This window comes from Sphingopyxis sp. J-6, assembly GCF_046603995.1.
Lineage (GTDB): Bacteria > Pseudomonadota > Alphaproteobacteria > Sphingomonadales > Sphingomonadaceae > Sphingopyxis.
Genome location: NZ_CP145810.1, coordinates 2,467,232 through 2,491,651, shown reverse-complemented (window position 1 = coordinate 2,491,651; position 24,420 = coordinate 2,467,232). Strand labels below are relative to the sequence as shown.

Below are 24,420 nucleotides of genomic sequence, written 5' to 3'. Positions count from 1 at the left end.
GCATTAGTCGCCCGGCATGACCGATACAGCATTGCCGGCGAAGGGGCTGGAAAGCCCGGCTTCCGCTGCGAAAGCGGCACTCCACCTCAATAATTTCGATATCGCGCGACTGCTCGCTGCGGCGCAGGTCGCGATCCATCATGCGACCACCCATCTCGGCCTGCGGCTGCCGTTCCACGAGGTCACGGCGCCGTTTCTGGACAGCTTCCCCGGCGTTCCGGTCTTCTTCGTGATCAGCGGGTTCCTGATCACGCAATCCTACGTCCGGTCGAAGTCGCTGTGGGATTATGGCCGCAATCGCGCACTGCGCCTGTTTCCCGCGCTATGGCTCTGCTTTCTCGTCAGTATCGTTCTGATCGCCGTCAGCGGATATTTCGCGAGCAATCCGCCGCCGGCGGGGAATTTCGCGCTCTGGGCGGCCGCCCAGCTATCCTTCGTCCAGTTCTACAATCCGGATTTCATGCGCGAATGGGGTGTCGGCGTCGTCAACGGCAGCTTGTGGACCATTCCCGTCGAGATGCAATTCTATGTCCTCGCGCCGATCTTCGTCCTGATTTTCATGCGCGTGCGATGGCTGTTCTATGTGGCCTTCGTCGCGTTCGCGGCCATCAACGCGGCCCTTCCCTTCGCCGATGAATCCAGCCTGCCCGAAGTGGTGATCAAGCTTGTGGAGGTCACCTTCCTGCCGTGGTTTTACATGTTCCTTCTTGGTGCCGTGATCAGTCTTCACTGGGACAGGTTGCGGAGCTTGTTCGAAGGCCGGTTCGCGTGGTGGCTGGCGGCCTATGTGCTCGTCGCGCTTGTAGATATGACGTGGGATATCGGGGCGCATGGCAACACGATCGCCTTCCCGTGGGTCGTCATGATCGCGGGGCTTGTCCTGTCCGGCGCCTTTACCGCGCCTTGGCTGGCCGATCGCCTTTTGCGGCGGAACGACATTTCCTACGGCTTCTATATCTACCACATGCCGGTGTTCAATTTCGTGCTGGTGATGTGGCCGGACCGCGGCGCGGCGGCGAATTGGCTCGCCATCGCGGCCGTGGCCGTCTTTGCGCTCATGTCATGGCGGTTCGTCGAAAAGCCTGCCCTCGCGCTGAAACACAGCACGTTGATGCGGCGTCAGGCGGCGTGACCGAAGACGATGCGGCAATGCTTGCCATGAGCCGCCTTCGCGTCTAACCAGCCTGCGTCATCTGGGGAGTAGCCAGCCGTCCGCAAGGACGGGCCGCCGCGTCAACATACTCGGTCGAGAGGCCGTGGCGCGGTGGAAGCGGGATTACCGCTTGGGCGAGACCAATGGCATCGCACCTTTCGTCCGGGCCGGGCGGCGGGGAGCGATGACCGTTGGAACTTGCTCGCCGCCTGGCCCCGGAGAAAATTTGTGGACGCTATCCTGACTTCGACCGCGGTCGTCGCGCTCGCCGAGATCGGCGACAAGACGCAACTGCTCGCGATCCTGCTCGCGACGCGCTTCAACCGGCCGGTGCCGATCATCCTCGGCATCCTTGTCGCGACGCTTGCCAACCATGCGCTCGCGGCGCTGCTCGGCGCGCAGGCGGCGGCGTTCCTCGACAGCCCGGTCTTTCGCTATGCGATCGGCCTGTCGTTCGTCGCAATGGCGGCGTGGACGCTGATTCCCGACAAGTTTGAGGATGACGAGGCGCCGAAGCCGCGTTTCGGGGCTTTCATGACGACGCTGGTCGCCTTTTTCCTCGTCGAGATGGGCGACAAGACGCAGGTCGCGACGATCGCGCTCGGCGCGCAATATCACGACGTCCTCGCGGTCACGACCGGCACGACGCTGGGGATGATGATCGCCAACGTCCCGGCGATTTTCCTCGGCCACGAACTGTTGAAGCGCGTCGACCTTGCCAAGGTGCGGATGGTCGCGGCGGGCCTGTTCCTCGTGATCGGCCTCTGGGTGCTGGCGCAGACCGCGGGCTTGATCGGCTAGCGGCGAAGTCAGGCGTTGCGCATCGCGGCGGTTCGTTCGAACCGCCAGGTCGATGCGCACATGTCGTCGAGCCCGCGTTTCGCTTCCCAGCCCAGTTCGTCGCGTGCGCGTGCGGGGCTCGCGTAGCAACTGGCGACGTCGCCGGGGCGGCGCGGTTCGATGCGGTGGGCGACGGGAACGTCGTTGACCCGTTCGAAGGCCGAAATCATCTCGAGCACCGAATATCCCTGGCCGGTGCCGAGATTCCAGACCGATAAAGGGTCGGTCGCGGCACCGATGCGGTCGAGCGCGGCGACATGGCCGTCGGCGAGGTCGCCGACATGGATATAATCGCGCACGCCCGTGCCGTCGGGCGTCGCATAATCGTTTCCGAACACGGGAAGCTCGGGCAGGCGCCCCGCCGCGACCCGGCTGATATAAGGCATCAGATTGTTGGGGGTGCCGCCCGGATCTTCGCCGATCAGGCCGCTGTCGTGCGCGCCGACCGGATTGAAATAGCGCAGCACCGCGATGCGCCACGCGGGGTCGGCGGCGGCGATGTCGCCCAGCATTTCCTCGATCATCAGCTTCGTGCGGCCATAGGGGTTGGTCGCCGAGGTCGGATGGGCTTCGTCGAGCGGCAGATACTGCGGTTCGCCATAAACCGTCGCGCTGGATGAAAAGACCAGCGTGCGGACATCGCAATCGCGCATCGCTTCGATCAGCGACAGCGTTCCGCGGACATTGTTGTCATAATATCTGACCGGATCGGTCACCGATTCGCCAACCGCCTTCAGCCCGGCGAAATGGATCACGGCGTTGGCGCCATGGCTTGCGATCGCTTCGCGCACCCCGTCGCGGTCGCGGATATCGCCGACGACGAGCGGCACGGGTTTGCCGGTGATCGACTCGATCCGGTCGATCACATCGGCGCGGCTGTTCGAAAGATTGTCGAAACAGACGATCTCGTGCCCGGCCGCCGCCAGCGATACCGCAACGTGACTGCCGATATATCCTGCGCCGCCTGTCAGTAGAACCTTCATCATTCCCGCCGCGATTGTTGCTGGAGCCCGAGTGCAGACGCTCTAGCCGATAGTGATATGAATGCCACCCCGGGGTTTCGGGCGCGGCCTCGCTTCTTATTCACGCGGCGAGCCGCCGGGGCTTGCCTTTACGGGCAAAAACGCTATAGCCGCGCCCGATCCGGCACCCGACACCATCTGGCGTTGAGGCACCTTCCGGCGGAAGATTTTCCGGCCTTTTTGGGCAGGAAACATGCTTCGGCACGGCGGGCGGGCCAGTCGTTTCCGGCAACGGAAATGACAAGTCCGGGTTCGCCGATTCGTATGAACATTTGATAATGCAGGAAATATCATGGCCGTCCCCAAGCGAAAAACCTCGCCCTCGAAGCGCGGCATGCGTCGTAGCCACGACAGCCTGAAGGTCGAAGCCTTCCAGGAATGCCCGAACTGCGGCGAGCTGAAGCGCCCGCACAACCTCTGCAACGCCTGCGGCCATTACAATGGCCGCGAAGTGGTGTCGGTCGGCGCTTAATCATTAGCCGGAGGGCGTCATCATGAGCCTGACACCGCGAATCGCAATCGATGCGATGGGCGGTGACGTCGGCGTGCGCGTGATGTGCGCCGGCGCGGCGATGGCGCGCCATCAGCATGACGGCCTCCGCTTCCTGCTCGTCGGCGACGAGACGCGGATCAAGGCGGCGCTGGAAAACCACCCGAACCTGCGCGCAGCGTCGGATATCATCCACACCGACGGCGTCGTGACGGGCGAGGACAAGCCCAGCCAGGCGCTGCGCAAGGCACGCAACAGCTCGATGGGGCTCGCGATCGACGCGGTGAAGCGCGGCGATGCCGGCGGCGCCGTGTCGGCGGGCAACACTGGCGCGCTGATGGCGATGGCCAAGCTGGCGCTGCGCACGATGCCGGGGATCGACCGGCCGGCGCTCGCGGCGCTGCTGCCGTCGCTCGGCGACAACGATGTCGTCATGCTCGACCTCGGTGCCAACACCGAATGCGACGCCAACAACCTGACCCAGTTCGCGGTGATGGGCGCAGCCTATGCGCGCACAGCGATGGGTCTCGAACGCCCGCGCGTCGCCCTGCTCAATATCGGCACCGAGGAACTGAAGGGCACCGACGAGATTCGCGACGCCGCGGCGCTGCTGCGCGAAGCGCAGGGCCTGCCGATGGAGTTCGTCGGCTTTATCGAGGGCGACAAATTGTCGCGCGGCGATGTCGATGTGATCGTCCACGACGGTTTTTCGGGCAATATCGCATTGAAGACGATCGAAGGGACGGCGCGCTTCGTCACCGACCTGCTGCGCCGCGCCTTCACCTCGTCGGTGCGTTCGAAGATCGGCTTCCTGATCTCGCGCCCGGCGACCGAATTGCTGCGTCACCATCTCGACCCCAATAATCATAATGGCGCGGTGTTCCTCGGCCTCAACGGCGTGGTGCTCAAAAGCCATGGCAGCGCCGATGCGAAGGGCGTGGCAAAGGCCGTGCATCTTTGCGCCGAGCTGATCGAAAAGGATATCACGCGTCAGGTGACCGAGGATCTCGCCAATTTCGGCAACGGGGCGGCGAAATGACGCTGCGCGCGATTCTGGCCGGCACCGGTTCGGCGCTGCCGCGCACCCGCGTCTCGAACGCCGAACTGGCCGACCGCGTCGATACCAGCGACGAATGGATCGTCGAGCGGACCGGTATCCGGTTCCGCCATATCGCCGAACCCGACGAGACGACCGCGACTCTCGGCGCGGCTGCGGCGAAGGAAGCGCTGGCGGCTGCGGGGCTTGAGCCCGCCGACATCGGCCTGATCATCGTCGCGACCGCGACCCCCGACAACACCTTCCCGGCCAGCGCGACCAAGGTGCAGGCGCTACTCGGCGCGCCCGACTGCATCGCGTTCGACGTCGCGGCGGTCTGTTCGGGCTTCCTCTACGCAGTGTCGGTCGCCGATTCGATGCTGCGCACGGGCGCCGCGAAACATGCGCTGGTGATCGGCAGCGAAACGTTCAGCCGCATCCTCGACTGGGAAGACCGCACGACCTGCGTGCTGTTCGGCGACGGTGCGGGTGCGGTGGTCCTGTCGGCGAAGCATGTCGATGACGACCAAGGCATTCTTGCGACGCGGTTGCATGCCGAGGGTCAATATTGCGACATGCTTTATGTCGACGGCGGGCCGTCGACGACCGGCACGGTCGGCCATGTCCGCATGCAGGGACGCGAAGTGTTCCGCCATGCCGTCACCAACCTCGCATCTGTGCTCGGCGAGGTGATGGCCGAAGTCGGCCTGTCGGCGGAGGAAATCGACTGGGTCGTCCCGCATCAGGCGAATAAGCGGATCATCGACGCGACCGCGAAGAAGCTGGGCCTGCCCGCCGAACGCGTGGTGCTGACGGTCGATCAGCATGCGAATACGTCCGCCGCGTCGGTGCCGCTGGCGCTCGACCTCGCGGTGCGCGACGGGCGGATCAAGCGCGGCGACCTCGTCGTGCTCGAGGCGATGGGCGGCGGCTTCACCTGGGGTGCCGCGGTCCTTCGCGTCTAGAGTTCGGTAGAGTCCGGCGCGGCCAAATTCGTCGCGTCAACTTCTCGCTCCATCCGTTTCAGTTTGGCGGATTAATTCGCTTTTGTTACAAGATGCATCTGGGACTCGTGACGGTGGGGGCTGTCGGGGGATTTCCACATGCATCCGCTTCAGGAGGGGGAAGGGAAGATCATGACTGCAGGGACACTGACGCGCGCCGATATCGCGACCCGGATCAACCAGCAGATCGGGCTGTCGCGCAACGAATCGGCGACGATCGTCGAATCGATTCTCGATCATATGTCGGACGCGCTGGCGGACGGTCAGAATGTGAAGATTTCGGGTTTCGGTACTTTCGTCCTGCGCGACAAGGCGCAGCGGATCGGCCGTAACCCCAAGACCGGCATCGAGGTGCCGATCCTGCCGCGGCGGGTGATGACCTTTCGCGCCAGCCAGACGATGCGCGCCCGCGTCGCCGGCAAATAGGCCGGGCTTCGGCCATGGCTGAGTTCGACACTTCGGGAGATGGCGGCGGCAAGAGCGCCGGCGCCATGCTCGCCATCGGCGAACTCGCCGACCGCATCGGCGTCCCGACGCATGTGCTGCGCTATTGGGAAACGCGTTTTCCGCAGTTGAAGCCGCTCCAGCGCTCGGGCCGCCGCCGCTATTATCGCGCCGAGGATGTCGCGCTCGCCGAGCGCATCCACCATCTGCTGCACGTCCAGGGGTTCACCGTCGAGGGCGCGCGCAAGGCGCTGTCGGGCGCTGACGCGAAACTGGCCGAGCCGGTTCCCGTTGCCGCGCCGATGCCGGAAAATGAGGCGATTTCCCGAGAAAGTGCGGCGATTCCGGTCGAGGCGCTCGTCGCGCTTCGTGAGCGGCTCGCGGCGGCGCTCGGTTAATCCCGATCGCGCTTTAATCCTCGTCCATCGCCGGCGACAGGGCCGGGTCGAGATCGCGCGGGCGGATGAACGCGGCGAAGCGGGCGCTGCCGGTGTCGAGCGCGTGCCAGTCGTCGATATCGAGTTCGAGCCGGGCGAGCGCCGAGGTCGGCAGCTTCTGTTCGACCTGCGCGCGCAGTTCATCGTCCGCCGATTCGGGAACGAGCATCAGGATCAGATCCTCCAGCCCCGGATTATGCCCCGAAATCAGCAGGTTCGTCGCATCGCCGCCGATGTCGCGGATCACGTCGATCAGCGTCGCGGCCGACGCGAGGTAGATACGCCGGTCCCACTGCGGTTCGAGGGCGTCGAGGTCGGCGGCGGGCTGGAAGATGTCGAGCGTCTGCGTCACGCGCACCGCGGGCGAGGCGATGATGCGGTCGACGGGCAGCTTCTGGCGCTTCAGCCATTGCCCGATCAATTCGGCGCCGCGCTGGCCGCGAACATTGATCGGCCGGTCGAAATCGCGCTCCACGGTGGCGTCCCAGCCCGACTTGGCATGGCGCAGGATCGTCAAACTCTTCAAAATCTTCCCCACCGCTCTACTTGATGCTTGGTAATTCGCCGCCTTGTGCCGGAAACTTATGACGGTGAAAAGGCGGCAAAAGCGCTTTTTCGCCGTTCGACGTTCGCGGCGGCGACATGATTGACCACCTCGTCGAGGGGCAGGCGGCGGATCGGCGTGCCCTCGGGAAAGGCGCCGAGCAGTCGTGACGGGAAGCTGGGCGAGAGCATCACGAACTGCCCGAAATCGTCGCTGCGCCGGATCAGCCGCCCGAAGGCCTGCGCGATGCGGCCGCGGATCACCATATCGTCATAGGCGCTGCCGCCCTGCGCCGCGCGCCGCGCAGCGTGGAGGATCGTCGGGCGCGGCCAGGGCACCCCCTCCATCACGACGAGCCGCAGCGAATCGCCGGGCACATCGACGCCGTCGCGCAGGGCATCGGTGCCGAGCAGCGAGGCGTGCGGATCGGCGCGGAAGATGTCGACGAGCGTCCCGGTGTCGAGCGGATCGACATGCTGGGCATAGAGCGGCAGCCCGGCACGCGCGAGCCGGTCGGCAATGCGCGCATGGACGATGCGCAGCCGCCGGATCGCGCTGAACAGCCCCAGCGCCCCGCCACCCGACGCCTCGATCAGCCGGCTGTACGCACCGGCGAGCGCGGGCAGGTCGCCGCGCGCGATATCGGTGACGATCAGCACCTCCGATTGCCGCGCATAGTCGAACGGGCTCGGCACCGCGAAATGATGCACGGGCCCGTCCATATGCCGCGCCCCGGTGCGGATGTCGGCCTCCGACCAGCCCTCGTTGCCGCCCGCATGGCTGCCGCTGCGCAACGTCGCCGAGGTCACCAGCACGCCCTGCGCGGGGCGGTAGACGGCCTCGGCGACCGGCCGCGCAGGGTCGAGCCAGTGGCGGTGCAGGCCGCAATCATATTCGCGCCCGTCGAAGCGGTCGACCGCCAGCCAGTCGACGAAATCGGGATCGGCGGGCCCGCCGACACGCCCGAGCAGCGACAGCCACCCGCCCAGCGTATCGATCCGTGTGCCGAGGCTGTGGCGCGCGCCGTCGACGCGCGCGCGCGCTTGCCCGTCGAGCCAGTCGGGCGGATCTTCGATCAGCGCGTCGAGCCGTTTGCCGAGCGTCATCAACGGGCGCAGCAGCGCTTCGAGCGCATCGCTCGCGCCCGCGGCCGCCGTCACGAGCGATGCGTCGGGGTCGGCGAGTTCGGTTTCGAGGCCATAGCCGCTGTCGGCGGTCCGCGTGTCGACTGCGCGGGCATAGACCTGCCCGCGCACCTCGGCGAGCAGCTGTTCGATCGCGCCCCACGGGGCATTCTCGCCGAGCCGGCCCAGCCAGCCGTCGCCGGGCAGCTCCGCCGCGGCGGCGATCGCCGCCTGGATCGCGCGGTCGCCCGCCTCGTCATAGCTCGCGACATCGGCGAGCCGCGCCGCAAGCCCGCGCCGCCGTCCGCGCGACTTGCCCTCGGGGCCCAGCACCCAGCGGCGGATCTCGACGGCTTCCTGCCCGGTCAGCGCCGCCGCGAACATGCTGTCGGCGGCATCCCACAGATGATGCCCCTCGTCGAAGATCAGCCGCGTCGCCGCCGCCCCGGCATCACGCGGGCGCGCCGCCTGCACCATCGTCAGCGCGTGGTTGGCGATGACGATGTCGGCCTGCGTCGCGGCGCGCGCCGAGCGTTCGATGAAGCATTTGCGGAAATGCGGGCAGCCGGCATAGATGCACTCGCCGCGCCGGTCGGTCAGCGCGGTGGTGCCGTTGCGGCGGAACAGCGCGGGCAGCCAACCGGGCAGGTCGCCGCCGATCATGTCGCCGTCGCGCGTATAGGCGGCCCAGCGTGCGACAAGCTGCGCGAGGATCGCGGCGCGGCCCGAAAAGCCGCCCTGCAGCGCATCCTCGAGGTTGAGCAGGCAGAGGTAATTTTCGCGCCCCTTGCGCACGACCACCTTTTCGCGGTGCGTCGCGGCGTCGGGGTAAAGCTTTTCGGTCTCGCGCGCCAATTGCCGCTGCAGCGCCTTGGTGAAGGTCGAAATGCAGACCGCGCCCGCCGACTGGTCGATCCATTGCTTTGCCGGGGCCAGATAGCCCAGGGTCTTGCCGATCCCGGTCCCGGCTTCGGCGACGAGCATCTGCGGTGCGTCCTTGCGATCGCGCGGTTCGAAGATCGCGGCGGTCGCGCGCGCATAATCCTGTTGTCCCGGCCGCCGTTCGGCCCCGTCGCCGGTCAGCCGGTCGAGCCGCGCCGCGACATCGCCCTCGGCGATGCGCACCTGCCGCGGCTGCGCGCGTGGCGGAACTTCTTCCCACTCGGGCAGACGGGCGAACAGCCAGCGGTCGGCCTTGTCGGGCGCCGCGAGCGCCGGCTGGACCAGCGGCGTCCACGGCCAGCGCTGGCGGGCCAGCGCCTGCAGGGCGTGCCAGGAGCCCTCGCGTTCGGGCCAGTCGGGATCGCCAAGGCTGGTCAGCATCGCTGCGGCGGCGAGCGGCAGGAATGCGGCGATTTCCTCCTCTGCCTTTGGCGCCGCGATGCCGACCGCCGCCGCAATACCGGCCGGGGTCGGAACCGCGAAGCGCGCGGGGTAGAGGAACGCGAAGAGTTCGAGCAGGTCGAGCCCCGAAAGCTCGGGGTAGCCAAGCCGGTCGCCGGTCAGCGTCGCATTGATGAACAGGTGCGGCGTTGCCGCGACCGCGGCGATCGCTTCGCCCCGGCCGACCCGCTGGACGCGCCCGCCTGCGTCGGCGATCCAGATGCCGACATGGCTTGCGTGGATAGCGGGCAGGGGAAGCGGAGCGGGAGGCACCGCGCCAAGCTAGGGACAAAAGGCGAACGCGGCAAGCGTGCCGCGACGAAAGGTTCAGCTCAATCCGCGGCGCCCGAAGCTGGCCTGTCGATTGTTGAGGAAGACCTGTCCCGGCGGCAATGCCTGTCAAACGGCGTTCAAAAGGGACCCCCGATCGGCGTCGAAGAGGGACCCCCTTTTCGGATAATATGATGCTGGTTTGTTGAAGATGGCCTTGCGCTGCGTGCGGCGGAGGGCGGGCGTAGCCCGACCGGAGGCGCGCGCAGCGCAAGATAGATTTTTGAAGGCGCCGAAGGTGGCTGTCAGCTGCGGTTTTTGAAGCGCCAGCTGTCGTTGCCCGTCTCGACGATATCGCAGTGGTGGGTGACGCGGTCGAGCAGCGCCGTGGTCATCTTGGGATCGCCGAACACGGTCGGCCATTCGCCGAAGGCGAGGTTCGTGGTGATGATGACGCTGGTCCGCTCATAAAGCTTGCTGATGAGGTGGAACAGCAACTGCCCTCCCGAGCGGGCGAACGGCAGATAACCGAGCTCGTCGAGCACGATCAGGTCGAGCCGCGACAGCTGCGCCGCCAGGGTCCCGCCTTTGCCGATCCGGGTCTCCTCTTCGAGGCGTGTCACCAGATCGACGGTGTTGAAGTAGCGGGCGCGAGCGCCCCTTCGCACGACATTGGCGGTGATCGCGATGGCGAGGTGGGTCTTGCCTGTCCCCGTGCCGCCGACCAGCACGATATTGCGGCGAGGCGGGAGGAAGGAGCCATCGTGAAGGGAGCGGATCATCTCCTCATTGATCGGTGTGCCCTCGAAGCTGAACCGCTCCAGGTCCTTCACCACGGGCAGCCTCGCAGCCGTCATCCGATAGCGGATGGAGGCTGCATCCCGGTGGGTCGCCTCAGCACGGAGCAGGTCGGTCAGTATCTCCATGGTGGTGCGCTTGCGCTGGAGGCCGGTGGTGACCGCCTCGTCGAACGCCGCCGCCATGCCCTTGAGTCCGAGGCCGCGCATCGTGTCGATCATATCATGCCGCTGCATCATAGCCTCGCAGCAGATCATAGCGGGCACAGTCGGCGAGCGGAGGATGCTGCAGCATCCGGTCTTCCGAAGTGACGATGCTGTGGGGTGTCGCCGGCTCGCGGCGCCGGGAGAGGATGTTGAGGATCAGCTCGTCGCTGGCCGTTCCGTTCGCCAACGCTTCGCGCACGGCAGCCTCTACCGGCTCCAGGCCATCGGTGAGCACCGCCGAGAGGACCCGCACGAACCTGCGATCCGCCTCGTCCCCGGTGCCGAGCCTTCGCCGTAATCGATGCAACGCGGGCGGCAGATCCCAGTCCTGGAACGGCGCCCCGTTACGGAGCGCGCCGGGCTTGTGCGCGAGGACCGGCAGATAATGCCAAGGATCGTAGATGGTGCGGTTCCGACCGAAGTGGCGCTCATGCTCCCCGACGATCTCTTCGCCGCAACGGATGACGATACGATCGGCATAGGCACGCACCTGCACGGTCCGGCGCGCGGCCGTCGACATGACCGAGTAGCGGTTCCGATCGAAGCTGATGAGGCAGGTGCCGGTGACGGCATGCTCGCTCTCATGGAAGCCGTCGAACGGTGCCAGGATCGGCTGCAGGGCCGGTCGTTCCATCTCCAGCGCCTCGGCGACGGTGATGTCGCTGCGCTCGGGGTGGGCGTGATGCTCGGCCCAGCGTCGGCACTCCGCCTCCAGCCACCCGTTGAGCTCGGCCAGGCTGGCGAACCGAAGCCGCGGCTGGAAGAAGCGGCCCCGGATCGTCTGGACTTGCTGCTCAACCTGGCCCTTCTCCCATCCCGCTGCTGGTGAGCAGGCCGTCGGCTCGACCATGTAATGATCGGTCATGATCAGGAAGCGGCGGTTGAACACGCGCTCCTTGCCGGTGAACACGCTCGTCACCGCCGTCTTCATATTATCGTAGATACCGCGCCGGGGCACGCCGCCGAAGAAAGCGAACGCCCGAGCATGGGCATCGAACAGCATCTCCTGGCTCTCACGCGGATAGGCCCGGACATAAGGCGTGCGCGATGCGCAGAGACGAGCGTGCGCAACCTTTATCCGCATCGGCTTGCCGGCGATCTCCACATCCTCATGGCTCCAGTCGAACTGGTAGGCCTCGCCGGGCTGGAAGGTCATCGGGATGAACGCCGGTGCACCTTCGCCGGCATCCTTCCGACGCGCAGCACGCCAGCGCGCCGCATAGCGGCGCACCGCGTCATAGGAACCTTCGAACCCTTCACGCGCAAGCAGATCATGGATACGCGTCATCCGCAGCCGGTCGCGGCGACCTCGCGCCTCGTTCTCCTCGAGAAGCACATCGAGCCGTTCCTGATAGGGGCCAATCCGCGGTAAAGGCTGGACTTTGCGCTGATAGTTGAACGCCGCCTCCGGCGACCGGATCGCTTTGCGGACGACCTTCCGCGACAAACGAAGGTCACGAGCGATCGCCTTGATCGCCTTACCCGCTGCATGCTCACGCCGAATCCGAACCACTGTCTCCACGATCAACATCCCGTTCTCGCCAACTGATCAAAACCAGTCGGCCGACTAAATCCCCGGGATGAAGGGGTCCTTTTTGCACGCCGATCACCCCACGAAGGGGGTGCCTATTGCACGCTGATCCTCAGCAATGCCGCCGGCCCGCGCGCGCGTTCGAGCGCATTGTACAGCGGGCCGCTGGTCAGTTCATAGGGGAAGCGCACGCCCATGCGGTCGAATTCCGACCACATGACGACGGCATAGACCGTCTGCCCCGCATAATGGATTTCGCAGCGCGTCCGCTCGGGCAGGCTCGCGCCGTCGATCCGTGCGCCCCCTTCCGACAGGTCGCGGATGCAGCCTTCGACATGGTTGAGGACGCCATTGACGGTGACGTCGATGGAGACGGCGGTGCGGGCATGGCGGCGAGCGCGAGGTGGGGGCGGAAACGGCATGGCCCCTTGCTACGGCAAAGATGGTAAATTTCGGGTAACCATGATGGCGTCGCAGTTCGGGCGGTGTGGCTCGTTTGAATATCGGCCGTGATCGGCAGAAACGACCGGTCGCGGGTGTGTGCGCATCGGTCGCCACAATAATCGCTTGTTATCAATTGTCCGCCTAGAGTTGAAACAATGTGCAAGCCTAGCTCTTCAAGCCTGCGAGAAGCTCCTGAATGGGAGGTTTGTCGGCATCTAATCCGGTTGTTGTTAGAGCTGGATAACAACACGTTTGAGGTTTTCGACGATGACGGTCGGTTAGGGTTCTATTCGGTATTCAGCCACGATCAGCACCCAATGAATTTTCTCACCGAGTTAGGATTGCTAGACGGTGGTGGGGTGCGATGGAGATTAATTGAACCAGATTTCGACCGTTGCGCTGACATACTGCTACAATCTGCGCGATTTGACGAAGTTCTTAGTGCGTTGGTTTCGACGACGATCTACAATAATATTCTGTCGGAAACGCCGGACCCGTTCGAACTGCCCGTAGGTGTTCCATCATTCGGGGAACCCGTAACCGGTCCGATTTTGGATAATTTGAAATCGTTGATGGGTGAGCTCGTCAAGCTCGGATATGCGCGTAGAGCCAATGGGCAAAATGGGAACGGTGATTCTTACTTGTGGACCCAGCAGATGATGCCTGCATTGATCGCTAATTACGCTGGTGGCTGGAATACTGAATGAAGCTGGCTCGTCTGCTTCCACCCCTAGGCCGACGTTTCACTCGAACTACCGACAAGTCTTTCCTACATTATCGGGCTGTGCCTAAGCTATTCCGATGGAACTGGCGCTTACCCCTAAAGCCACGCCGCTAATCTGACTGCCAATATGCAATTCCAGTGCAAAGTTGCGCAGTTTTCCGCCCTTCTTCCCATCGCGCCTTCTTCCCGCTATGGGCGCTGGCATGACTGACTTGCACCTTCATCCTTCGCTGCGCGAACCCGCGCAAACGTCCAAGGCCTGGCCGTTCGAGGAAGCGCGCAAGCTGGTCAAACGTTATCCCGCCGGCAAGCCGGGCGGTGAGGCGGTTTTGTTCGAGACCGGCTATGGCCCGTCGGGCTTGCCGCATATCGGCACCTTCAACGAAGTGCTACGCACGACAATGGTCCGCCGCGCCTATGAGGCGATCACTGGCGGCGCGGCGACGCGGCTGGTGGCGTTCAGCGACGATATGGACGGGCTGCGCAAGGTTCCCGACAATGTGCCGCAGCAGGATATGCTGCGCGAATATCTCGGCAAGCCGCTCACCGCGATCCCCGATCCGTTCGGCAAGTATGAAAGTTTCGCGCATCATAACAATGCGATGCTGCGCGAATTTCTCGATCGTTTTGGCTTTGAATATGAATTCGTCAGTTCGACCGAGCGCTACACCTCCGGTGCGTTCGACGAGGCGCTGAAGAATGTCCTGCGCCACAATCAGGACATTCTCGACATCATGCTGCCGACGCTCCGCGCCGAGCGCGCGGCGACCTATTCGCCGGTCCTGCCGATCAGCCCGAAGTCGGGAATCGTGCTCCAGGTGCCGGTGACCGTCGTCGATGCCGATGCGGGTCTGGTGTCGTTCGAGGATGAGGGCGAGACGATCACCCATTCGATCCTCGGCGGCGGCGCCAAGCTGCAATGGAAGGTCGACTGGGCGATGCGCTGGGTCGCGCTCGGCGTCGATTATGAAATGTACGGCAAGGATCTGACCGACAGCGGCATCCAGTCGGGCAAGATCGCGCGCGCGCTCGGCGGGCAAAAGCCCGAGGGGCTGATTTACGAGATGTTCCTCGACGAAAAGGGCGAGAAGATCTCGAAGTCGAAGGGCAATGGCCTCAGTCTCGAGCAATGGCTCGACTATGGCAGCGAGGAAAGCCTGGCCTTTTTCGCCTATCGGGAACCCAAGGCGGCGAAGCAGCTTCACATCGGCGTGATCCCGAAGGCGGTCGACGAATATCTGCAGATGCGGGGCAATTATCCCGCGCAGGAGCCCGACAAGCGCCTCGGCAACCCTGCGCACCATGTCCATGTCGCGCGCGGCGAGCAGGTTCCGGCCGCCGAATTGCCGGTGACCTTCGGTCTGCTGCTCAATCTCGTCGGCGTCATGGGCGCCGACGCGTCGAAGGACCAGATCTGGGGCTATCTCGGCCAATATGTCGCGGGCGCGAATGCGGAGGCATATCCCGAGCTTGACCGGCTGATCGACAATGCGATGGCGTATAACCGCGACTATGTCGCGCCGACGCTGCAGCGCCGCAAGCCGGCGGGCGGTGAGGGCGCGGCCTTGCAGGAACTCGACGCGAAACTTGCGGCATTGCCCGTCGATGCCTCGGCCGACGATATCCAGAATATCGTGTACGAGATTGGCAAGAACGAGTCCTATGGCTTTGAAAACCTGCGCGATTGGTTCAAGGCGCTCTATGAAACCCTGCTTGGGTCGAGCGCCGGGCCGCGCATGGGCAGCTTCATCGCGCTGTTCGGGATCGCCAACACGCGGCGGCTGATCGCCGAGGCTTTGGCATGATCGACATCTTCACCACCGGCGGGACGATCGACAAGGTCTATTTCGACGCGCTCAGCGAGTTCCAGATCGGCCCCGCGGCGATCCCCGACATGCTGCGCGAAAACAACGTCCATGTCGCGCACCGCGTGACCCAGTTGATGCGCAAGGACAGTCTTGAGCTCGACGACGCCGATCGCGCGGCAATCCGCGCCGCGGTCGAGGCCAGCGATGCGGCGCACGTCCTCGTCACCCACGGCACCGATACGATGGTCGTCACCGGCCGCGTGCTCGGCGGCATCGCGGGCAAGACGATCGTGCTGACGGGAGCGATGCAGCCCGCGTCGGTGCGCGCGAGCGACGCCGAATTCAACGTCGGCTTCGCGCTCGCCGCAGTGCAGACGCTGCCGCCGGGGGTCTATGTCGCGATGAACGGGATGATCTTCGACCCCGAAAAGACGGTGAAGGACCGCGCCGGCGCGCGCTTCGTCAGCGAATAGGGCTCAGCCGTTCGCGGTGACCTGCCGCAGCACCGTGCGATAATTGGGTGCGATCGTCATCGCGTCGTGCTTGCCCTGCGCGCCCAGCATCGCATGGACCGCGGGCAGGCGGTAACAGGGCACGCCCATGAACAGGTGATGTTCGGCGTGATAATTGACCCAATAGGGCGCGACCGTTGCGCGCGCCAGCCAACCGGCATGCGTCGTCCGTGCGTGAGTGAAGGGGTCCTGGCTCCCCGTCGTCGTGCACGCATGTTCGGCGATGTTGCGGATGCGCAGGTAAAGCTGGAACGTCGTTGCCAACCCGGCGAGCCAAAGCAGGTATGGCGTCCAGCCGTATAGCGCGAGGGAGGCAGCGAGCAGCACCGCCTGGACGGTCAGGAAGCGCCCGACCGCGCGCGTCACCGTCATTGCACCTGCCACATCGACCGTCGGTGACGTCATGCCGTCGTCCGACTGTTTGTTAAAGGGCGTCCCCGCCTTGGTGCCGGCGCGGCCCTTTTCGGGCTTCTCGCCGCGGAGCATCGCCTTCAGCCCGACGAGGGCGAAACCGAACTGGGCGGCACGCTGTTTGAAGAAGGTCTGCCCGGTCAGGTCGCGCAATACCTTGCGCCACAGGCTTGCGCGCGTCGTCGGAAAGGGTTTCGACAGCGAAAGGTCGGGGTCCTCGGGCTGCTGGGTGAATTTGTGGTGCTGGAGGTGGTAGGTGCGATAGGCGATCAGGTCCGATCCGACCGCCGCGCCGGTCAGCCACTGGCCGAGGAAATTGTTCGTTTTGCGGTCCGGATGCAGCAGTCCGTGCGCCGCATCGTGCATCAGGATCGCAAGGCCGAGCTGACGCCCGCCGACAAGGATCACCGCGAGCAGCCACGCCGCCGGATTCTGTGTCCACGCGGCAAGTCCGACAACGGCAATGCTGACGATCCATGCATGCGCGACGAGCCAGGCACCGCGCCAGCGCGATGCGGTCGTGATCGCGGACCATTGGGCGCGATCGAAGAAGCGGTCGGGCGGCAGGAGGCGGACGGCGGGCATGCCGACGCTATATCAAGTTGCGAAGCGAAACGGAACATCTTCCATTTTGGTACAATATCGGCGCATTTCGCCTGCGATGATAAGGATTTGGCAACCCCTTTCCGACAGAGCTTCGGGCTCCTTCGGATAGGCAGGAAAGAGGGTAGTTGGGGGCGCAGCGCAAGATTGTTCGGCCAGTCGTCAGCGATCCGTCCACGGACGAATCGCTGCTCGATTCGCCCGAATTCGTGACGCGCCTGATGCGTGTTGCGCAGTTGTGGCACTATGTGCTCATCGGCCGCGCGCTGACCTTCTTCGTCTTCGCTTTCGTCCCGGGCGTGGCCGGCTTTCTCGACCGGCCGTCACAGTGGCTGGTGATGGGCATCGGCCTGCTCTGCGACCTCGCGCTGACCGTCGTCGGGCAGGCGATGCGGGGCGGGCGGGTGCTGCACCCCGAACGGCTGCGGCTGGTCATGATGGCCAGCATGGCACTGATCGCGCTGGGTACGTTGCTCAACGCCGCCGCGATGTTCGCCGCGATTGCGGTTCCTGACGGCCGTTTCTTCTTCGATGCCTTCACCGCGATCCAGATCGGATCGATCCTTGTCGCGGCGTCCGCGGTGGCGATCGCACGCCCCGCCTTCTTTGCCTTTGCCGGCGCGACTGCGCTGGGCGGAGCGATCGGGATTGCATCATGGCCCTTCGCCGTCGCGGGGCTGGTCTTTCTGGGTTTGCTGATCGTCATGATGCGCGAGGATATCCGCCATCAGCGCCGCGCGACCCGGGCGCAGCGGTTTGCGATCAGCGACCAGCAGCGCGCGCTGGGCCTTGTCCGCGATTTCGAGCGGGCCGGGCGCGGCTGGTTCTGGGAAACCGATCGCTATGGGCAGCTCGTCTATATTTCGCCGACCGTCGCGGCGAAGCTCGGGCTGTCGCTGTCCGACATCCTCGGCCGGCCTTTTACCGACATCATTCGCAAGCGCATCGGAAACGACGAGAGCGAAGAGCGCACGCTGGGTTTCAGCCTCTCGTCGCGCACCCCGTTCAACGAATTGACCGTTCAGGCGGCGGTGCAGGGCGAAGAGCGCTGGTGGTCGATCTCGGGCAACCCTATCAGCAACGAGCTCGGCAATTTTCAGGGATTTCGCGGCAGCGGCACCGACCTCACCGAGAAGAAAAGGTCGGAGCGCGAGATCAACCAGTTGGCGCGTTACGACACGCTGACCGGCCTCGCGAACCGGCTGCACATCACCGACCTGCTGGAGCGGGCATTGCGCAGCCACGCCGGACAGGCGCAGCCGTGCGCGTTGCTGATGATGGATCTTGACCGGTTCAAGGCGGTCAACGACACGCTGGGGCATCCGGTCGGCGACCAGCTTCTCCAGCAGGTTGCGGGGCGGCTGACCCAGATCGTCGGCGACAAGGGACAGGTGGGACGCCTTGGCGGCGACGAATTCCAGATCGTGTTGCCGCAGCTCACCCAGCCCGAAAAGCTCGCTGGCATCGCCAACGCAATCATCCTCAGCCTTGCCAAGCCCTTCGCCATAGAGGGCGAACAGGTCCGTATCGGCTCGTCGATCGGTATTGCCGTATCCGAAGGGCAGGGGGTGTCGGTGCCGGCGCTGGTCCGCAATGCCGACCTTGCGCTTTATGCCGCCAAGGACGCGGGACGCGGCGTCTATCGTTTCTACGCCGATGCGATGCACAATCAGGCGAGCGAGCGCAAGGCGATCGAAGATGCGCTGCGCGACGCGCTCGCGCGAGACGAATTGGCGTTGCTCTATCAGCCGATCGTCGATGTCGGAACTGAGCGAATTTCGGGTTTCGAGGCACTCATCCGCTGGCGGCGCGAACCCGAGGGTGTGATCAGCCCGTCGAAGTTCATCCCGATCGCCGAGGAATCGAACCTCATCATCCCGATCGGCGAATGGATCATTCGCACCGCCTGCGCGACGATTGCACGGCTCGGGCCGGGCTATCGTGTCGCAGTCAATGTCTCGCCGCGACAATTCGCCAACGAAAAGTTACCGACGACGATCATGAGCGCGGTATCGGCGGCGGGCATCCAGCCCGACCAGCTCGAACTGGAGATCACAGAGGGCGTCTTCCTCGACGAAAGTCCCGAGAATCTGGCGATGTTCCAGAAGCTGAAGCGCACCGGCGTACGGCTGGCGCTCGACGATTTCGGGACCGGCTATTCGGCGCTCGGCTATCTCAAAAAGGCCCCGTTCGACAAGATCAAGATCGACCAGAGCTTCGTGCTCGGCGCCGCCGATCCGAACAGTATGAACGCCGCGATCATCTCGTCGATCGTCGGCCTTGCGACCGCGCTCGACATGGAGACGACCGCCGAGGGGGTGGAGACGCACGACGATCTGGCGCTGATCCGCGGCTTGGGCTGCAGCCATGTCCAGGGCTATATTTATGGCAAGCCGATGGAACTCGACGAAGTTCTCGTGCTGCTCGGCGAGGGCGGCGGCCGCGTCGAGGCGAAAGGCTATAAGAGCGCCCGCGAGCCGCGCCGGACGACCTTCCGCACGATCCAGGTCACCAGCGGCGGCTATCAATATGAAGCCATCGTCCGCAACATGTCGTCGCGCGGCGCGCTGATCGAGGGGCTGTGGAACGTCCCCGCCGGGACCGACCTGATCCTCGAATTCGGTTCCGACCTGTCGCTCGACGCGCAGGCGCGCTGGTCGAGCGAAAATCGCGTCGGCGTGCAGTTCACCGAAGCCGTCGACATCGAAATGCTCATCAGTCCCGCACAGGGCCGGGCGACGAGGGCAGCACAGCCGCCACGCATCCAGCGCATCGCCTGATCCGCAGCGCGACCGTCAGCCGGCGATCCGGCCGCGAACCATCACCCAGTCGACCTTTTCGAGCGTCGTCACGTCGCTGAGCGGATCGCCTTCGACCGCGATCAGGTCGGCCGACATGCCGGGCGCGATACGGCCGATCTCGTTTTCGAGCGACAGCAGTTTCGCCGCCACCGTCGTCGCGCTGGCCAGCGCCTCGCGCGGCGTCAGCCCATATTTGACGAGCAACGCGAACTCGCCGCCGTTGCGGCCATGTTCGAATACCCCGGCGTCGGTGCCGAAGGCGATCGGCACGCCGAGCGCCTTGGCGCGCGTAACCGCCTTGCCGACGTCGTTCAGAGTCATCCGAACCTTATCCTCGACCGTCGGCGTATAGATGCCCTTGCCGAGCCGTTCCCTTATGCCCTCGAATGCCATCAACGTCGGCACGAGATAGGTGCCCTTGGCCTTCATCACCTTCAGCGTCGGATCGTCGGCGAAGGTGCCATGCTCGATGCTGTCGATGCCCGCAGCCGCCGACGCGGTGATCCCGCCCGCGCCATGTGCATGCGCCATGACCTTGAGGCCGAGCGAATGCGCAGTATCAGCGATGCTCTGCAACTCGGCGCTGGTGAAATGGCCCTCGAGCCCGCGTGCCTGCTGCGACAGGACGCCGCCGGTCGCGGTGATCTTGATGACGTCGGCCCCGGCGCGCGACGCCTTGCGCACCTTCTCGGCGCATTCGAGCGGGCCAGTGCAGGTGTAGCCCTGATCGAGCACGGCATGGACATCTTCGCGGAAGCCCGTGACGTCGCCGTGGCCGCCGATGATCGACAGCGCCGGGCCCGCCGCGACGATGCGCGGCCCCTCGATAAAGCCGTTCGCGGTACCACGGCGGAGCGCATAGGCGGTATATTGCGCCGACCCCGCCTCGCGCACCGTGGTGAAACCGGCGCGCAGCGTGATTGCGGCATTCTTCGCGCCGACGACCACACCCCATTCGTCGGGGTCGACCGCTGCCGCGCGATAATCGTCGCCGGGATCGCCGGTCAGATGGACGTGGAGGTCGACGAGGCCGGGGAGCAGGGTCTTGTCGCCGAGATCGACGACCTCGGCGCCCGCCGGCGGTTCTGCACGCCCGGCCGTGATCGACGTGATGCGGTCGTCGGTGACGGTAACGGTCGCGGGTCCCTGCACCGGCTTGTCGGCATCGGTGATCACGTGCCCGGCATAGATGACTGTGGTGCGTGCCTCCGCCGAGGTGGCACCCCAAAGCGCCAGCGCGACTGCCGTGGCAGTTGCCAATCCCGATTTTCGCATATTCGCTCCCCTGTTTCGTGGCGCGACCGTGGCGCGTCGGGCAGGGGAGGGCAAGCCCATAAAAAGAGGGGCCGGCGAACCGGCCCCTTCAGTTTATTCATCTGATAACCGAAAGGAATATTACCAGAAGAAGTCGTGAATCACGTCGACCACTTCGCCCGAATAGGTATCGACCAGAAGCGCGTCGTCATAATAGCGCACCCAGCGATACCCGCCGTAGGCCGGCGGCAGGCGGTAGTAGCCCGGGTCGTTGATCCAGTAGCGCGAGCCATAGAACAGCGAACCCAGCGTGAAGCCGATGCTGAACCGCGTATAGCCGCGTCCGCGGTACGGATTGTAATAGCGCGGCATCCGGTAATAGCTGCGGTTCCGGTCGCGATAGTTCCGCCAGTCGTAGCGGCGGTCGCTGCGCCAGTCGCGGTTCCAGCGGCTGTTGTTGCGGTCCCAGCGATCGTTGCGGCCGTCGCGATAGCGGCGGTCGACACGGTTGTTGTCGTTGCGATCCCAGCGGCGATCGAGGTCGCCGTTGCGATTGCGGTCGTAACGACGGTCTACCTGCCCGTTGCGGTTGCGATCCCACTGGCGGTCGACCCGACCGTTACGGTCGCGGTCCCACTGGCGGTCGACGCGGCCGTCGCGGTTGCGATCATAGGTGTCGCGCTGGCCCCGGATCTGCTGTTGGCGAATCTGCTGCTGGCGCTGTGCCTGCTGACGTTGCACCTGCTGCTGACGCACTCGCTGATCGTTACCGCGCTGTTGCCACTGGCGCTGTTGCTGTTGCTGGCCGTTCCAGCGATTGCCGCGGTCGGCCCGCGCATCGCCGCGTTGCTGGCGCTGGACCTGCTGACGCTGCACCTGCTCGCGTTGCGGCTGCGAACGCGGTGCCTGCCGCTGAGCGCGCCCTTCACCGCCGCCACCGCGCCGGACCTCTGGGCCGCGTGGACCACGGTCGCCGCGATTGCCGCGATCATTCTGCGCGATCTGCATTCGCTCGCCGGAGGCCTGTGCCGCGGCGGGAGCGATGGGGGTGAGGACCGTCGCAGCGATCAGCAACCCTCCGAACATCTTCTTCATCTCGCCATACTCCAATTCATGTCCCGCACGCTGGAGGCACCAGCCGGGAAGATGAAGAGAAAGTTACCGAAGGCAAGATGATCGGCCGCTGAACCGGGGTGTTGCCTTAGGTTCAGCTTCCCGGCGGCTTGCGCATGGCGGGAACGGCGCGGGCCGCATCCTCGGGGCGGATGCCGGGCGGCGGGGCGGCGGCGATACGCTCCTCACCGCGCAGGACCCGTCCGGCAAGGCGGATCGCACCGCGAATCCGCGGATAGGTGCCGCAGCGGCAGATATTGGTGATCGCGGCATCGATTTCGGCGTCGGTCGGATTGCTGTTGGTGCGGAGCAATGCCGCGGCCGCCATGATCATTCCCGACTGGCAGAAACCGCATTGCGGCACCTGTTCGGCGACCCAGGCCTGCTGCACCGGATGGCTGCGGTCGCGCGACAGCGCTTCGATCGTCGTGACGAAGCGGCCCTCGCATTCAGCAATCGTGACGAGGCAACTGCGAATCGCCTCGCCGTCGATGTCGACCGTGCACGCGCCGCATTCGCCGGTGCCGCAGCCATATTTGGTCCCCGTCAGGTTCGACGCGTCGCGCAGCGCCCACAGCAGGGGCGTTTCGGGGTCCATGCGATATTCGACCGGGCGGTCGTTGACCGAGAATCGCGTCATGCGTTCCCTGTTAGCGCAGCCGCCGGATTAGTCACGCCAGCTTGTGTCGATCTTGTCGACCTTGCGCACCATCGCGTCGAATTCGGCCTTGCCCGACTGGCCGGGGATGGCGGCCATATAAAGGTCGCGCTGGTGAACCTTGATGACCTCCTCGTCGACGAGGATCGGCTTGCCCATGCTCATCGTCGCGAGCTGGATTTCGCAGGCGCGCTGGAGCGCCCAATATTTGATGAAGGCGTCCGACAGCGACTTGCCCATCACGACGGGGCCGTGGTTGCGCAGCATCAGGATGCGCTTGTTGCCGAGATGCTCGACCAGCCGCTCGCCCTCTTCCTCGCGCACCGTCACGCCCTCGAAATCATGATAGGCGAGCTGGCCCATGAAATTGCAGGCATAAAAGTTCGTCGGCTGCAACCCGCCTTCGAGCCCGCACACTGCCATCGTCGCGGTCGTGTGGGTGTGGATGATCGCATGCGCGTCGGGGAGGACGCGGTGGAACAGGCTGTGCTGGACGAAGCCCGCCTTGTTGACGTGCCAGGGATTGTCCTCGTCCAGCTTGTTGCCGTCGATGTCGATCTTGATCAGGCTGGAGGCAGTCACTTCGCTGAAATGCATGCCATAGGGGTTGATCAGGAACGCGCCTTCCTGGTCCTCCAGCTTCACCGTGATGTGGTTGAAGATCATCTCGTCCCAGCCCATCATCGCGAAGATGCGATAGCAAGCGGCCAGTTCCTGCCGCGCCGTCCATTCGGCTTCGCTATATTTGCTGTTGCGCTTGAGCTGCGTCGCCATGGCCTGTCCCTTACTGTGATTGGTTTCGTCCTGCTACCTATGCCACAAGGCAGCGGGCAGGCCAATCCCGGCGAGGGCCGCGCTGTCCCGTGGCGGGTGAGGCGCGGTTCGCCGCGTGGGGGCTTGCATTTCGGCGCGAATCCTTTTAGTTGGCCTTTCATTGGAACGTCGCGCTTTCGCGGCGCTCTTTTTATTGCCCGAATATCGGCGATTTACGGCAAACCGGCTCTCCGGTACCGGAATCGTTTTGACGAACAGGAGACGACACGGCGTATGCAGATCATCGTTCGCGACAATAATGTCGACCAGGCCCTTCGCGCGCTCAAGAAGAAGCTGCAGCGTGAGGGCGTGTATCGCGAAATGAAGCTGCGCCGTCATTACGAGAAGCCGAGCGAAAAGCGTGCGCGCGAACGCGCCGCTGCCGTCCGCCGCGCCCGCAAGATGGAGCGCAAGCGGATGGAGCGCGACGGGATCAAGTAAGCCCGTCGATCCGTTCGGGATCCAGTTCGTGAAAAGGGCGCTGTGGGAAACCGCGGCGCCCTTTTCATTTGATCTTGCGGGATGGATTCGACTGCGGTGATTTCAGACATCTCCTTTTTCGTCATCCCGGACTTGATCCGGGATCCATAACCACGGCTGTTGCCTGGATCCCGGATCAAGTCCGGGATGACGAAGGCGAGGATAGGGGGCGTTCTTCAATCACGCAGCGCATTTGGCGTTGCTTTGCAACGCCTTGTCTTGCGCCGCGGAACATGCACCCCGTCCGTCCGTTTCTCCTGCAAGAGGCGAGCCCCTCCCGCCTCTGCGACAAAGGAGAATCCCGATGGGTGAACTCACCGAAAAAGCGAAAGGCCTTGCGAACGAGGCTGCCGGCAATGTGAAGCAGGCGGCGGGCAAGGCGACCGATAACGAGCGTCTGCGCGCCGAAGGCGAGGCGCAGGAGCGCAAGGGCGAAGCCCAGAATCTGAAGGGCAAGGTCCAGGGCGCGCTCGGCGACAAGATCTGACGGCACGTTCGTCCGCAAAGAAAAGGCCCC

Annotated in this window: 25 protein-coding genes; 14 read left to right on the top strand and 11 right to left on the bottom strand. The window is 64.8% G+C overall.

What is annotated here, in order from left to right; all coding sequences use genetic code 11:
• Window positions 1-16: 16 nt before the first annotated feature.
• Both V6U71_RS12030 and V6U71_RS12025 read left to right on the top strand, forming a co-directional pair.
• Window positions 17-1,132, top strand: coding sequence for an acyltransferase family protein (locus V6U71_RS12030; protein WP_411338685.1), 1,116 nt, complete (start codon window positions 17-19; stop codon window positions 1,130-1,132).
• Window positions 1,133-1,381: 249 nt separating this feature from the next.
• Complete coding sequence (locus V6U71_RS12025; protein WP_411338684.1) at window positions 1,382-1,954, top strand: TMEM165/GDT1 family protein; 573 nt, start codon at window positions 1,382-1,384, stop codon at window positions 1,952-1,954.
• An 8-nt stretch (window positions 1,955-1,962) separates the two neighbouring features.
• Here V6U71_RS12025 and galE read toward each other — a convergent pair whose 3' ends face one another.
• Entirely contained in the window at window positions 1,963-2,976 is a 1,014-nt protein-coding gene (gene galE, locus V6U71_RS12020) for a UDP-glucose 4-epimerase GalE (RefSeq protein ID WP_411338683.1), read from the bottom strand.
• Between the two features lie 331 nt (window positions 2,977-3,307).
• Between galE and rpmF the strand changes: the two genes are divergently transcribed.
• From rpmF to V6U71_RS11995, 5 genes are all read left to right on the top strand, one after another.
• Window positions 3,308-3,487: a 50S ribosomal protein L32 gene (gene rpmF / locus V6U71_RS12015; RefSeq protein WP_011541714.1), complete on the top strand. Its 180-nt coding sequence runs from the start codon at window positions 3,308-3,310 to the stop codon at window positions 3,485-3,487.
• Window positions 3,488-3,509: 22 nt separating this feature from the next.
• Window positions 3,510-4,544, top strand: a complete 1,035-nt coding sequence (gene plsX, locus V6U71_RS12010) for a phosphate acyltransferase PlsX (protein WP_411338682.1) — start codon at window positions 3,510-3,512, stop codon at window positions 4,542-4,544.
• Window positions 4,541-5,506, top strand: a complete 966-nt coding sequence (locus tag V6U71_RS12005) for a beta-ketoacyl-ACP synthase III (protein WP_411338681.1) — start codon at window positions 4,541-4,543, stop codon at window positions 5,504-5,506. The genes plsX and V6U71_RS12005 overlap by 4 nt, the downstream gene beginning before the upstream one ends.
• 171 nt (window positions 5,507-5,677) lie before the next feature.
• Window positions 5,678-5,971: an integration host factor subunit alpha gene (locus V6U71_RS12000; protein WP_054733622.1), complete on the top strand. Its 294-nt coding sequence runs from the start codon at window positions 5,678-5,680 to the stop codon at window positions 5,969-5,971.
• Between the two features lie 14 nt (window positions 5,972-5,985).
• The gene (locus tag V6U71_RS11995; RefSeq protein ID WP_411338680.1) at window positions 5,986-6,387 is read left to right on the top strand and encodes a MerR family transcriptional regulator; all 402 of its coding nucleotides are present in this window, start codon (window positions 5,986-5,988) and stop codon (window positions 6,385-6,387) included.
• Window positions 6,388-6,400: 13 nt separating this feature from the next.
• On the opposite strand, the gene V6U71_RS11990 is transcribed toward V6U71_RS11995, so the two are convergent.
• The 5 genes from V6U71_RS11990 to V6U71_RS11970 form a co-directional block, all read right to left on the bottom strand.
• Window positions 6,401-6,952 carry a SixA phosphatase family protein gene (locus V6U71_RS11990; RefSeq protein WP_411338679.1) on the bottom strand — a complete coding sequence of 184 codons (552 nt, stop codon included), beginning with the start codon at window positions 6,950-6,952 and terminating at the stop codon, window positions 6,401-6,403.
• Window positions 6,953-7,008: 56 nt separating this feature from the next.
• Window positions 7,009-9,750 carry an ATP-dependent DNA helicase gene (locus tag V6U71_RS11985; RefSeq protein WP_411338678.1) on the bottom strand — a complete coding sequence of 914 codons (2,742 nt, stop codon included), beginning with the start codon at window positions 9,748-9,750 and terminating at the stop codon, window positions 7,009-7,011.
• Window positions 9,751-10,052: 302 nt separating this feature from the next.
• Window positions 10,053-10,781 (bottom strand): IS21-like element helper ATPase IstB, encoded by a 729-nt coding sequence (gene istB, locus V6U71_RS11980; protein WP_031304487.1) that lies wholly within the window; start codon window positions 10,779-10,781, stop codon window positions 10,053-10,055.
• Entirely contained in the window at window positions 10,768-12,282 is a 1,515-nt protein-coding gene (gene istA / locus V6U71_RS11975) for an IS21 family transposase (protein ID WP_068878314.1), read from the bottom strand. The genes istB and istA overlap by 14 nt, the downstream gene beginning before the upstream one ends.
• A 95-nt stretch (window positions 12,283-12,377) precedes the next feature.
• Window positions 12,378-12,704 carry a PilZ domain-containing protein gene (locus V6U71_RS11970; RefSeq protein WP_411338677.1) on the bottom strand — a complete coding sequence of 109 codons (327 nt, stop codon included), beginning with the start codon at window positions 12,702-12,704 and terminating at the stop codon, window positions 12,378-12,380.
• A gap of 339 nt (window positions 12,705-13,043) precedes the next feature.
• Between V6U71_RS11970 and V6U71_RS11965 the strand changes: the two genes are divergently transcribed.
• The 3 genes from V6U71_RS11965 (at window position 13,044) to V6U71_RS11955 (ending at window position 15,731) form a co-directional block, all read left to right on the top strand.
• Window positions 13,044-13,433, top strand: a complete 390-nt coding sequence (locus tag V6U71_RS11965; protein ID WP_411338676.1) for a hypothetical protein — start codon at window positions 13,044-13,046, stop codon at window positions 13,431-13,433.
• A gap of 220 nt (window positions 13,434-13,653) precedes the next feature.
• Entirely contained in the window at window positions 13,654-15,255 is a 1,602-nt protein-coding gene (locus tag V6U71_RS11960; RefSeq protein WP_411338675.1) for a lysine--tRNA ligase, read from the top strand.
• The gene (locus V6U71_RS11955; protein WP_411338674.1) at window positions 15,252-15,731 is read left to right on the top strand and encodes an asparaginase domain-containing protein; all 480 of its coding nucleotides are present in this window, start codon (window positions 15,252-15,254) and stop codon (window positions 15,729-15,731) included. Before V6U71_RS11960 ends, V6U71_RS11955 begins: the two co-directional genes overlap by 4 nt.
• Window positions 15,732-15,734: 3 nt before the next feature.
• Here the strand turns inward: V6U71_RS11955 and V6U71_RS11950 are convergent, their stop codons facing one another.
• A complete protein-coding gene (locus tag V6U71_RS11950) occupies window positions 15,735-16,766 on the bottom strand; it encodes a fatty acid desaturase family protein (protein WP_411338673.1) in 1,032 nt (343 codons plus the stop codon).
• A 146-nt stretch (window positions 16,767-16,912) separates the two neighbouring features.
• Here V6U71_RS11950 and V6U71_RS11945 point away from each other — a divergent pair, with 146 nt between their 5' ends.
• The gene (locus V6U71_RS11945) at window positions 16,913-19,564 is read left to right on the top strand and encodes an EAL domain-containing protein (protein WP_411338672.1); all 2,652 of its coding nucleotides are present in this window, start codon (window positions 16,913-16,915) and stop codon (window positions 19,562-19,564) included.
• A gap of 15 nt (window positions 19,565-19,579) precedes the next feature.
• Here V6U71_RS11945 and V6U71_RS11940 read toward each other — a convergent pair whose 3' ends face one another.
• Complete coding sequence (locus V6U71_RS11940) at window positions 19,580-20,860, bottom strand: metal-dependent hydrolase family protein (protein ID WP_411338671.1); 1,281 nt, start codon at window positions 20,858-20,860, stop codon at window positions 19,580-19,582.
• A gap of 120 nt (window positions 20,861-20,980) precedes the next feature.
• Entirely contained in the window at window positions 20,981-21,580 is a 600-nt protein-coding gene (locus V6U71_RS11935; RefSeq protein ID WP_411338670.1) for an RcnB family protein, read from the bottom strand.
• Here V6U71_RS11935 and V6U71_RS11930 point away from each other — a divergent pair.
• Window positions 21,539-22,015 carry a hypothetical protein gene (locus V6U71_RS11930; protein WP_411338669.1) on the top strand — a complete coding sequence of 159 codons (477 nt, stop codon included), beginning with the start codon at window positions 21,539-21,541 and terminating at the stop codon, window positions 22,013-22,015. The two genes, V6U71_RS11935 and V6U71_RS11930, sit on opposite strands and share 42 nt — an antisense overlap.
• A gap of 31 nt (window positions 22,016-22,046) precedes the next feature.
• On the opposite strand, the gene V6U71_RS11925 is transcribed toward V6U71_RS11930, so the two are convergent.
• Together V6U71_RS11925 and V6U71_RS11920 are read right to left on the bottom strand one after the other, a co-directional pair.
• Window positions 22,047-22,592, bottom strand: coding sequence for a (2Fe-2S)-binding protein (locus V6U71_RS11925; protein WP_054588150.1), 546 nt, complete (start codon window positions 22,590-22,592; stop codon window positions 22,047-22,049).
• Window positions 22,593-22,619: 27 nt separating this feature from the next.
• Entirely contained in the window at window positions 22,620-23,384 is a 765-nt protein-coding gene (locus tag V6U71_RS11920) for a class II aldolase/adducin family protein (protein WP_054729410.1), read from the bottom strand.
• Between the two features lie 273 nt (window positions 23,385-23,657).
• Between V6U71_RS11920 and rpsU the strand changes: the two genes are divergently transcribed.
• Window positions 23,658-23,864, top strand: a complete 207-nt coding sequence (rpsU, locus tag V6U71_RS11915; RefSeq protein WP_003047635.1) for a 30S ribosomal protein S21 — start codon at window positions 23,658-23,660, stop codon at window positions 23,862-23,864.
• Between the two features lie 343 nt (window positions 23,865-24,207).
• Window positions 24,208-24,390: a CsbD family protein gene (locus tag V6U71_RS11910; protein ID WP_054729406.1), complete on the top strand. Its 183-nt coding sequence runs from the start codon at window positions 24,208-24,210 to the stop codon at window positions 24,388-24,390.
• Window positions 24,391-24,420: the final 30 nt, after the last annotated feature.

Excerpts from the sequence above, each read along its gene's own strand:
- V6U71_RS11940 (WP_411338671.1), bottom strand. The coding sequence starts at position 20,860 with ATGCGAAAATCGGGATTGGCAACTGCCACGGCAGTCGCGCTGGCGCTT.
- V6U71_RS11970 (WP_411338677.1), bottom strand. The coding sequence starts at position 12,704 with ATGCCGTTTCCGCCCCCACCTCGCGCTCGCCGCCATGCCCGCACCGCC.
- V6U71_RS11965 (WP_411338676.1), top strand. The coding sequence starts at position 13,044 with ATGAATTTTCTCACCGAGTTAGGATTGCTAGACGGTGGTGGGGTGCGA.
- istB (WP_031304487.1), bottom strand. The coding sequence starts at position 10,781 with ATGCAGCGGCATGATATGATCGACACGATGCGCGGCCTCGGACTCAAG.
- istA (WP_068878314.1), bottom strand. The coding sequence starts at position 12,282 with ATGTTGATCGTGGAGACAGTGGTTCGGATTCGGCGTGAGCATGCAGCG.
- rpmF (WP_011541714.1), top strand. The coding sequence starts at position 3,308 with ATGGCCGTCCCCAAGCGAAAAACCTCGCCCTCGAAGCGCGGCATGCGT.
- V6U71_RS12030 (WP_411338685.1), top strand. The coding sequence starts at position 17 with ATGACCGATACAGCATTGCCGGCGAAGGGGCTGGAAAGCCCGGCTTCC.
- V6U71_RS11925 (WP_054588150.1), bottom strand. The coding sequence starts at position 22,592 with ATGACGCGATTCTCGGTCAACGACCGCCCGGTCGAATATCGCATGGAC.
- V6U71_RS11995 (WP_411338680.1), top strand. The coding sequence starts at position 5,986 with ATGGCTGAGTTCGACACTTCGGGAGATGGCGGCGGCAAGAGCGCCGGC.
- V6U71_RS11950 (WP_411338673.1), bottom strand. The coding sequence starts at position 16,766 with ATGCCCGCCGTCCGCCTCCTGCCGCCCGACCGCTTCTTCGATCGCGCC.
- V6U71_RS12005 (WP_411338681.1), top strand. The coding sequence starts at position 4,541 with ATGACGCTGCGCGCGATTCTGGCCGGCACCGGTTCGGCGCTGCCGCGC.
- galE (WP_411338683.1), bottom strand. The coding sequence starts at position 2,976 with ATGAAGGTTCTACTGACAGGCGGCGCAGGATATATCGGCAGTCACGTT.
- V6U71_RS12000 (WP_054733622.1), top strand. The coding sequence starts at position 5,678 with ATGACTGCAGGGACACTGACGCGCGCCGATATCGCGACCCGGATCAAC.
- rpsU (WP_003047635.1), top strand. The coding sequence starts at position 23,658 with ATGCAGATCATCGTTCGCGACAATAATGTCGACCAGGCCCTTCGCGCG.
- plsX (WP_411338682.1), top strand. The coding sequence starts at position 3,510 with ATGAGCCTGACACCGCGAATCGCAATCGATGCGATGGGCGGTGACGTC.
- V6U71_RS11955 (WP_411338674.1), top strand. The coding sequence starts at position 15,252 with ATGATCGACATCTTCACCACCGGCGGGACGATCGACAAGGTCTATTTC.
- V6U71_RS11910 (WP_054729406.1), top strand. The coding sequence starts at position 24,208 with ATGGGTGAACTCACCGAAAAAGCGAAAGGCCTTGCGAACGAGGCTGCC.
- V6U71_RS11920 (WP_054729410.1), bottom strand. The coding sequence starts at position 23,384 with ATGGCGACGCAGCTCAAGCGCAACAGCAAATATAGCGAAGCCGAATGG.
- V6U71_RS11960 (WP_411338675.1), top strand. The coding sequence starts at position 13,654 with ATGACTGACTTGCACCTTCATCCTTCGCTGCGCGAACCCGCGCAAACG.